Origin of the sequence: Streptomyces sp. NPDC001634 (genome assembly GCF_040298185.1) — a bacterium.
Lineage (GTDB): Bacteria > Actinomycetota > Actinomycetes > Streptomycetales > Streptomycetaceae > Streptomyces.
Map to the genome: position 1 here is coordinate 1 of NZ_JBEOZU010000170.1, position 9,371 is coordinate 9,371.

The window sequence follows — 9,371 nt, forward strand, 5'->3', positions numbered from 1 at the left end:
AGGGCGGCGCGGATGACGCGCTGCTGGGAGGGGCCGTTGGGGGCGGTGAGACCGTTGGAGGCGCCGTCCTGGTTGACCGCGGAGCCCCGTACGACGGCCAGGACCGGGTGGCCCAGGCGGCGGGCGTCCGAGAGGCGCTCGACGAGGAGGGTCGCTACGCCCTCCGCCCAGCCGGTGCCGTCGGCGGCGTCGGCGAACGCCTTGCAGCGCCCGTCCGCCGACAGTCCGCGCTGGCGCGAGAACTCGACGAAGACGCCCGGCGTCGCCATCACCGCCGCGCCGCCCGCGAGCGCCATGTCGGTCTCGCCCTCGCGCAGCGACTGAATGGCCAGGTGCAGGGCGACCAACGACGAGGAACAGGCGGTGTCGAGTGTGACCGCGGGGCCTTCGAGGCCGAGCGTGTACGAGACCCGCCCGGAGGCCACCGCGCCCGCCGTGCCGGTGCTCAGATAGCCCTCCACCTCGGCGGGGGCGTCCTCCATGTCGGTGGCGTAGTCGTGGTACATCACGCCCGAGTACACGCCGACGCGCTTGCCCCGCAGCGTCGTCGGGTCGATGCCCGCGCGCTCGAAGGTCTCCCAGGAGGTCTCAAGGAGGAGCCGCTGCTGCGGGTTCATCGACAGCGCCTCGCGCTGGTTGATGCCGAAGAACGCGGCGTCGAACTCGGTCGCCCCGTCGACGAATCCGCCCTCGCGCACATAGGAGGTGCCGCGTCGCTCGGGGTCGGGGTCGAAGAGCCGCTCCAGGTCCCAGCCGCGGTCCTCGGGGAAGCCGGAGACCGCGTCGCGGCCCTCGTCGACGAGCTGCCACAGCTCGTCGGGCGTGGTCACCCCGCCGGGCAGCCGGCAGGCCATGCCGACGATCGCGATCGGCTCGGTCTTCGCGGCCTCGATGTCGCGCAGGCGTTGGTTGGCCTGCTTCAGGTCGACGAGGGCGCGTTTGAGGTAGTCGCGCAGCTTCTGGTCGTTGGACGTACCGGATGAACTGGTCGTGGTGCTGGGTTCGTTGGACATGGCCGGGTCTGCCCCTTCAAGGCGTCGTCGGTGGGTGGACTGGCTCCGGTGGCGGTTGTCAGGACAGACCCAGTTCGCCGTCCATGAGCTGGAAGATCTCCTCGTCGGTCGCCGCGTCGAGGTCGAGGGAGTCGCCGCCCTCCGTGATGACGGTGGGGGAGGCGCAAGCAGCCGCGCCGAGGCGTCCCGCCAGGTCGAGCAGGCGTGCCCCGATCCGGGCCCGTACGTCCTCGTCCTCGGGCAGGGCCATCAGTGCCCGTTCCAGGGCGTCGAGTTCACCCGGCACCTGTGCGACCGTGTCTCCGGTGACGCCGAGCTCCTCGATGAGGCGGCCTGCCAGTTCCGTGGGCGTCGGGTGGTCGAAGATCAGCGTGGCGGGCAGCCGTACGCCGGTCGCGGTGGCCAGCCGGTTGCGCAGCTCGACCGCGGCGAGGGAATCGAAGCCTGCGTCCTTGAAGGCGGCGTCGGCGCCGATCGCGCGTGCCGTGGCGTGCCCGAGGACGGCGGCGGCCTGTGTGCGCACCAACTCCACGACCCTCTGGACGCGTTCGGCGGGCGGCAGTGCGGCCAGCCGGTCGCCGAGCGATTCCTCGGCGGCCGTCGCGGCACGGGCCGCCTTGCTCTGCACGCGCACCAGCCCCCTGAGCAGCACCGGTACGTCCTCGGCCGTGGCGGCCCGCCTGCGCAGACCGGCCAGGTCGAGGCGCGCCGTCACCAGCGTGGCCTCGGTGGACCTCAGCCCCGCGTCGAGCAGGGAAAGGGCCAGGTCGGTGGGCATCGCGGCGACTCCGGTACGTCGGCCGCGCTCCAGGTCGGCGGCGCTCAGCTCCCCGGTCATGCCGCTCGCCTCCTCCCACAGGCCCCAGGCCAGGGAGACGGCCGGGCTGCCCGTGGCGCGGAAGCGGTGCGCGAGCGCCTCCAGCGAGGTGTTCGCCGCCGCGTAGTTGGCCTGCCCGGGGTTGCCGAGGGTGCCGGCGGCGGACGAGAACAGGACGAAGGCAGTCAGGTCATGGTCCTTCGTCAGCTCGTGCAGTGTTGTGGCGGCGTCCGTCTTCGGTGCCAGGACCGCATCCAGGTGCTGCCGGGTCTGGGCGGTGATGACGCCGTCCCGGACGACACCGGCGGTGTGGATGACCGCGGTGAGCGGGTGGGCCGGGTCGACCCGGTCGAGGACTCCGGCCAGTTGGCCGGGGTCGGCCACGTCCGCCGCGCCGATGGTGACCTGCGCGCCGAGGGCTTGGAGTTCCTCGCTCAGGGCGTCGGCTCCCGGCGCCGCCGGGCCGCGCCGGCTGACCAGCAGCAGATGGCGGATGCCGTGCCGGGTGACCAGATGACGTGCGGTGAGGGCGCCGAGGGTGCCGGTGCCGCCGGTGATCAGGACGGTGCCGTTCGGGTCGAGCGGGCCGGGCCCGTCCTCGGCGCGGGCGCGGGCCAGCCGCGGGACGTTGATCCGTCCCTCGGCCAGGGCGAGTTGCGGCTCGCCGGTTGCCAGGGCGGCGCCCAACAGCGCGCGTCCGCCGTCGTCGGTGTCCACCAGGACCAGCCGGTCCGGGTGCTCGTTCTGCGCGGTGCGCACCAGTCCCCACACCGCCGCCTGGGCCGGGTCGTCCTGTGCGCCCCGGGTCAGTACCACCAGGCGGTTGTCGCCCATTGTGGACGTCAGGTGTGCCTGGACGGCGGCCAGGACGTCACCGGTCATGCTTCGTACGTCCTCGTCGGTACGCCCGGTCAGGTCCAGCACCGGCCAGTCGGCACCGGCGGTCTCCGCGGGCGTGGGTACCGGCTGCCACTCCACCCGGAACAGCGCGTCCCGCAGCATGTCGTCCGTGGCGTCCAGCTGCCGGGGATCGACGGCCCGGAAGGCCAGTGAGCCCACCGTCGCCACAGGCGCGCCCGTGGTGTCCGTGGCCGTCACGGCCACCGCGTCGGAACCGAGCGGGGTGATCCGTACGCGCAGGGCGGTGGCGCCGGTCGCGTGCAGGGTGACCCCGTTCCACGCGAACGGCAGCAGCACGTGCCCGGGTTCGGTCTCGGTGACCGCCCCGAAACTGGTGGCGTGCAGGGCGGCGTCGAGGAGCGCGGGGTGCAGCCCGTAGGCATCCGCGCCCGCGGCGGCCTCGTCGGGCAGCGCGACCTCCGCGTACGTCTCCTCGCCGCGCCGCCACACCTTGCGCAGCCCCTGGAACGTGGGGCCGAAGTCATGCCCGGCGGCGGCCTGACGCTCGTAGAAGCCCTCGATGTCGACGGCCTCGGCGCCCTGCGGCGGCCACGCGGTGAGCGGTGAACCGGCCGACGGTGCCGCCGAGTTGACGTACCCGGTTGCATGGCGTACCCAGTCGGCGTCCCCGCCGGTCCGGGAGTGGATGCTCACCGGACGCCGCCCGGACTCGCCCTCGGCCGCGCCCGCCTGGACCCGCACCTCGACGCCGCCGCGCTCCGGCAGCACCATCGGCGCCTCGAGCACCAGCTCCTCCAGGACTCCGGCGCCGATCCGGTCGCCCGCCTGCACCGCCAGCTCCACCAGCCCGGTGCCGGGTACCAGGACGGTGCCCGACTTGGCGTGATCGGCCAGCCAGCCGTGGGACGCCAGGGACAGCCGGCCCGTCGCCCACACTCCGGCCCCGTCGGGGAGTTCGGCCACCGCTCCGAGCAGCGGGTGCCCGGCCTCCGCGAGCCCGAGCGCCGACACATCGGCGGCGCCCGTGCTCATCTCGGCCCAGTAGCGCTCCCGCTGGAAGGCGTACGTCGGCAGGTCGATGCGCGCCGCGCCGGTTCCGTCGAAGACGGCCGCCAGGTCCGTCGCCGCGCCGCGCACATGCAGCCCGGCAACGGCGGCCAGCAGCGTCGCCTGCTCGGACCGCTCGCGACGCAGGGCGGGCAGGAAGGCCACGCCGTCCTCGCCGTCCAGCGTCTCCCGGGCCATCGCCGTCAGGACGGCGTCGGGCCCGATCTCAAGGAAGTGCCCGGCCCCCCGCTCCCGCACGGACCGCACCGCGTCCGCGAACCGCACCGACTCGCGCACGTGCCGAGCCCAGTAGTCGGCGGTGCCGAGCTCGTCGAGTCCCACACCCGCCCCGGTCAGCGTCGACACGACCGGAATGCGCGGTGCCTCGTAGGAGACGGCGGCGGCCACCGCGCGGAACTCGTCCAGCATCGGCTCCATGCGGGCCGAGTGGAACGCATGGCTGACCCGCAGCCGCTTGGTCTTCCGGCCCGCCGCCGCGAGTGCGTCGGCGACCTCGAGGACCGCGTCCTCGTCGCCCGACACGACCACGGCCTCGGGCCCGTTCACGGCGGCGATCCCGGCGCGCCCGTCCCCGGGCAGCAGCGCGCGCACCTCGTCCTCGCAAGCCCGGACGGCGACCATCGCGCCGCCCTCGGGCAGCGCCTGCATCAGCCGGCCCCGCGCGGCGACCAGCCGCGCGCCGTCGGCGAGCGAGTACACGCCCGCCACATGCGCGGCGGCCAGCTCCCCGATGGAATGCCCGGCCACGAAGCCGGGCCGCAGGCCCCACGACTCGACCAGGCGGTACAGCGCCACCTGCACGGCGAACAGCGCGGACTGTGTGTACACGGTGCGGTGCAGCAGCGCGGCCGTCTCGGTGCCGTCCTCGGCGAACACCACGTCGCGCAGCGGCAGCGGGACGTGCCCGTCCAGCTCCCGGTCCAGTTCCGCGCACGCGGCGTCGAACGCCTCGGCGTACACCGGGTACGCCTCGTACAGCTCGTGGCCCATCCCGGCGCGCTGACTTCCCTGACCGGTGAACAGGAACGCGGTCCGGCCCGGCGCCGGGCCGCCGGCCACGACGGATCCGGGCGCGTCGCCTGCGGCCAGCCCGTCGAGTCCCGCGAGCAGTTCGTCGCGGTCGCCGGCCAGGACGACGGCGCGGTGGTCGAGCGCGGCACGCGATGTCACCAGGGAGTACGCGAGATCGCCGAGGTCCGCGACGCCGCCGCGCACCCAGGCCGCCAGGCGCGCCGCCTGGCCCGCCAGCGCCTCGGGTGTCTTCGCCGACAGGGCGTACGGGAGGAGGCCGGGCGCCCGGGACGGGGCCGCCCCGTCGTCGGACGTGGGCGGATCCTCCGGGGCCTGTTCGATGATGACGTGCGCGTTGGTGCCGCTGACGCCGAAGGAGGACACGGCGGCGCGACGGGGCCGGTCGAGGCCGGGCCAGTCGCGGGCCTCGGTGAGCAGTTCCACGGCGCCCGCGCTCCAGTCGACCTTGGTGGACGGCTGGTCGACGTGCAGTGTCCGGGGCAGCACCCCGCGCCGCATCGCCTGCACCACCTTGATGACGCTGGCTGCGCCCGCCGCGCCCTGTGTGTGCCCGATGTTCGACTTCAACGAGCCGAGCCACACCGGCTGCAGGTCCTCGTCCCGGTCCTTGCCGTAGGTGGCCAGCAGCGCCTGTGCCTCGATCGGGTCGCCGAGCGTGGTACCTGTGCCGTGCGCCTCCACCAGGTCCACTCCGGACGGCGACAGTCCGGCGTCGGCGAGGGCGGCGCGGATGACGCGCTGCTGGGAGGGGCCGTTGGGGGCGGTCAGTCCGTTGGAGGCGCCGTCCTGGTTGACCGCGGAGCCCCGTACGACGGCCAGGACCGGGTGGCCCAGTCGGCGCGCGTCCGACAGGCGCTCGACCAGCAGGAGGGCCGCGCCCTCCGCCCAGCCGGTACCGTCGGCGGCATCCGCGAACGCCTTGCAGCGGCCGTCGGCGGACAGCCCGCGCTGGCGGGAGAACTCCACGAACGCGTCCGGCGTCGTCATCACCGCGACACCGCCGGCCAGCGCCATCGTCGACTCGCCGTTGCGCACCGACTGCGCGGCCAGGTGCAGCGCCACCAGCGACGAGGAGCACGCGGTGTCCACGGTCAGGGCGGGACCCTCAAGCCCGAAGGTGTACGAGATGCGCCCGGAGGCGACGCTGCCGGACGTGCCGGTCAGCCGGTAGCCCTCCAGCTCGCCCGCGCCGTGCTGCAGCCGCAGCGTGTAGTCGCGGTCGTTGACGCCGACGAACACGCCCACGTGCTCCCCGCGCAGCGCCGTCGGGTCGATCCCGGCACGCTCGAACGTCTCCCAGGTGACCTCCAGCAGGAGCCGCTGCTGCGGGTCCATGGCGACGGCCTCGCGCGGCGAGATCCCGAAGAAGCCCGCGTCGAACCGCGTCGCCGTGTCCAGGAACGCCCCGCTCCTGGCGTACGAGGTGCCCAGGTGCTCCGGATCCGGGTCATAGATGCCCTCCAGATCCCAGCCCCGGTCCTCGGGGAAGCCGCCGACCACGTCCACGCCGTCGGCGACGATCCGCCACAGCTCGTCGGGCCCGTCGGCGCCGCCGGGGAACCGGCAGCCCATGGCGACGATGACCACAGGGTCGTCCTCGGCGGCGGCCCCGCGCGCGGCGGTCGATGCCTGCCCGGCGGCGTGCTGTTCCGCATCCACGTCGGTGCCCACCAGATCCGCGAGGAGCTTGCGGGCCAGCACGGCCGGGGTCGGATAGTCGAAGATCAGTGTGGTCGGCAGGGTGAGCCCGGTGCGCTTGCCGACGCGGTTGCGCAGCTCGACCGCGGTCAGCGAGTCGAAGCCCTGGTCCTTGAACGGCCGCGTCTCGCCGATCGCGTCCGACGAGCCGTGCCCGAGCACGGTCGCCGCCTCGGCGCGTACGAGGTCGACGAGGACGTGCTCCCGCTCGGCGGCGGCGAGGGAGGCGAGACGCCCGGCCAGGGAGTTCGAGCCCGCAGGCTCGTCCCGTTCGCTCGACGCGGCGCGCCGCAACGGCCGTACGAGCGAACGCAGCAGCAGCGGCACCGGCTCCGTCGCCGAACGCGCCCGCAGGCCCGCGAGGTCGAGCCGCGCCGCCACGAACGCCGGGTCGCTCGCCCGGATGCCCGCGTCCAGGAGCGCCATGCCCGTGCCGGCCGTGAGCCCCAGCATTCCGTCGCGCCGGTGGCGGCGCAGCGCCGTCTCGTCCAGGTGCGAGGTCATGCCGCTCACATCGGCCCAGTAACCCCAGGCGAGGGAGACGGCGGGGGTTCCTTGGGTGCGGAGGTGGTGGGCGTAGGCGTCGAGTGCGGCGTTGGCGGCGGCGTAGTTGGCCTGTCCGGGGTTGCCGAGGGTGCCGGCGGCGGAGGAGTAGAGGACGAAGGCGGCCAGGTCGTGGTCCTTCGTCAGCTCGTGCAGGACGCGGGCCGCGTCGATCTTCGCCCGGAAACTGGTGTCGAGGCGTTGGGCGGTCTGCGCCGTGATGATGCCGTCGTCGAGGACTCCGGCGGTGTGGATGACGGCGGTGAGGGGGTGGGCCGGGTCGATTGCGGCGAGGGCGTGGGCCAGTTGGCCGTGGTCGGCGGCATCTGCCGCGCTGATCGTGACGTGTGCGCCGAGCGCGGTGAGCTCCTTGCGCAGGCTTTCCGCCCCCGGCGACGCGGGTCCGCGGCGGCTGAGCAGGAGGAGGTGGCGGATGTGGTGGTGGGTGACGAGGTGGTGTGCGGCGAGGGTGCCGAGGGTGCCGGTGCCGCCGGTGATCAGGACGGTGCCGTTGGGGTCGAGGGGGGTGGGGGTGTCGGGGATTTGGGCGCGGGTGAGGCGGGGTATGCGGATGCGGCCGTTGGTGAGGGCGAGTTGGGGTTCGCCTGTGGTGAGGGCGGCGGGTAGGAGGTGGCTGGTGTTGTCGTCGGTGTCGATGAGGGTGATGCGGTCGGGGTGTTCGTTCTGTGCGGTGCGCAGGAGGCCCCAGACGGCTGCCTGGGCCGGGTTGTGGGTGGCGTTGCGGGTGAGGACGACCAGGCGGGTGTCGTCGGGTGGGCTGGTCAGGTGTGCCTGGACGGTTTTGAGTGCGTGGCCGGTGAGGGTTCGTATGTCGTCGTCGGTGCGTGCGGTGAGGTCGAGGACGGGCCAGTCGGTGCCGGTCTGCTCCTGCGGGGTGGGCACCTCCTGCCACTCCACCCGGAACAGCGCGTCCCGCACCTCGTCGGTCTCCGCGATGAGGTCGGAGACGTCCACAGCACGGAACGTCAGCTCGCGCACGCACAGTACGGGCGCCCCCGACGTGTCGGCCGCCGCCACGGACACGGTGTGGTCGCCGTGCGGCGTGATCCGTACGCGGAGCCGCCTGGCCCCCGACGCGTACAGGGAGAACCGGCGCCAGGTGTGCGGCAGCAGCACCTTGCCGTCCTGCCCGGCATCGCCCAGCGGGCCGAACGCGGCGGCCTGCAGGACCGCGTCGAGCAGCAGGGGATGCAGGCCGAAGTCCGCGGCATCAGGCCCCGTCTCCGGCAGTACGGCCTCCGCGTACACCTCGTCGCCGTGCCGCCACAGCTTCGTCAGCCCCTCCGGGAGGCGCTCCGCGGGGACGGGAGCCGCGCCGTGCGGCCGCCGCACCGAGAAGTCGCCGACGAACGCCGGGGGTTGCCACGAGAACCGGCCCACCGCGTGTCGCGTCCACTCCTGGGAGCCGTCGGCGCACGCGTGTACGCTCACCTGCCGGCTGCCGTGCGCCGCGTCGTGCCCGGCATCGGACGCGCCGACCTGGACCCGGATGCGGACCGAGCCCGAGGCCGGCAGCAGCAGCGGCGTCTCCACGACGAACGAGTCGAGAACACCTGCGCCCACCTGGTCCCCGGCGTGCACGGCCATCTCGACCAACGCGGACCCCGGCACGGCGGACGGCCCGCTCTCCGCATCAGCGAGCAGCCAGCCGTGCGTCGTACGGGACAGGCGCCCCGTCGCCAGCACACCACCGGACCCGGGGAGCTCCGCGACCGCCCCGAGGAGCGGATGCTCGTCGGCGGCCAGCCCCAGCGCCCCCGCGTCGGCGCTTCCGGCCGGTCCCTCCAGCCAGTAGCGGGTGCGCTGGAAGGGGTAGGTGGGCAGGTCGACGTGGTGGGGGGTGGTGGCGTCGAAGGTGGGGTGCCAGTTGATGGGGGTGCCGCGGACGTGGAGGGTGGCGAGGGAGGTGAGGAAGCGGGTGGGGGTGTCGTCGTTGCGGCGGAGGGTGCCGGTGGTGACGGCGGGGGTGTCGGCGTGGGTGTCGAGGAGGTCCTGGATGGCCGTGGTCAGGACGGGGTGGGCGCTGATCTCGACGAAGGTGCGGTGGTTGTCGTGGATGAGGGCTTGGATCGATTCTGCGAAGCGGACTTGGTGGCGGAGGTTGTCGTACCAGTAGGTGGCGTTGAGGGGGGTGTTCTCGTCGAGCCAGGCGGCTTTGTACGTCGAATACATGGGGATCTGGGGTGGCTTTGGTTGCAGTCCGTCCAGGAGGTGGGCGAGTTCGGTTTGGATGTGTTCGACGTGGGTGGTGTGGGAGGCGTAGTCGACGGGGATTTTGCGGGCGCGGATGCCTTGTTGGTTTGCGGTTTCGTGGAGGT

At 73.6% G+C, this 9,371-nt stretch carries 2 protein-coding genes; both read right to left on the reverse strand.

The annotated features are described in order from the left end of the window. On the reverse strand, window positions 1–956 hold a 956-nt coding region (locus ABT186_RS46600; RefSeq protein WP_502973544.1), incomplete at its 3' end, for a beta-ketoacyl synthase N-terminal-like domain-containing protein. Between the two features lie 115 nt (window positions 957–1,071). Then, on the reverse strand, window positions 1,072–9,371 hold an 8,300-nt coding region (locus ABT186_RS46605), incomplete at its 5' end, for an SDR family NAD(P)-dependent oxidoreductase (RefSeq protein ID WP_351930485.1).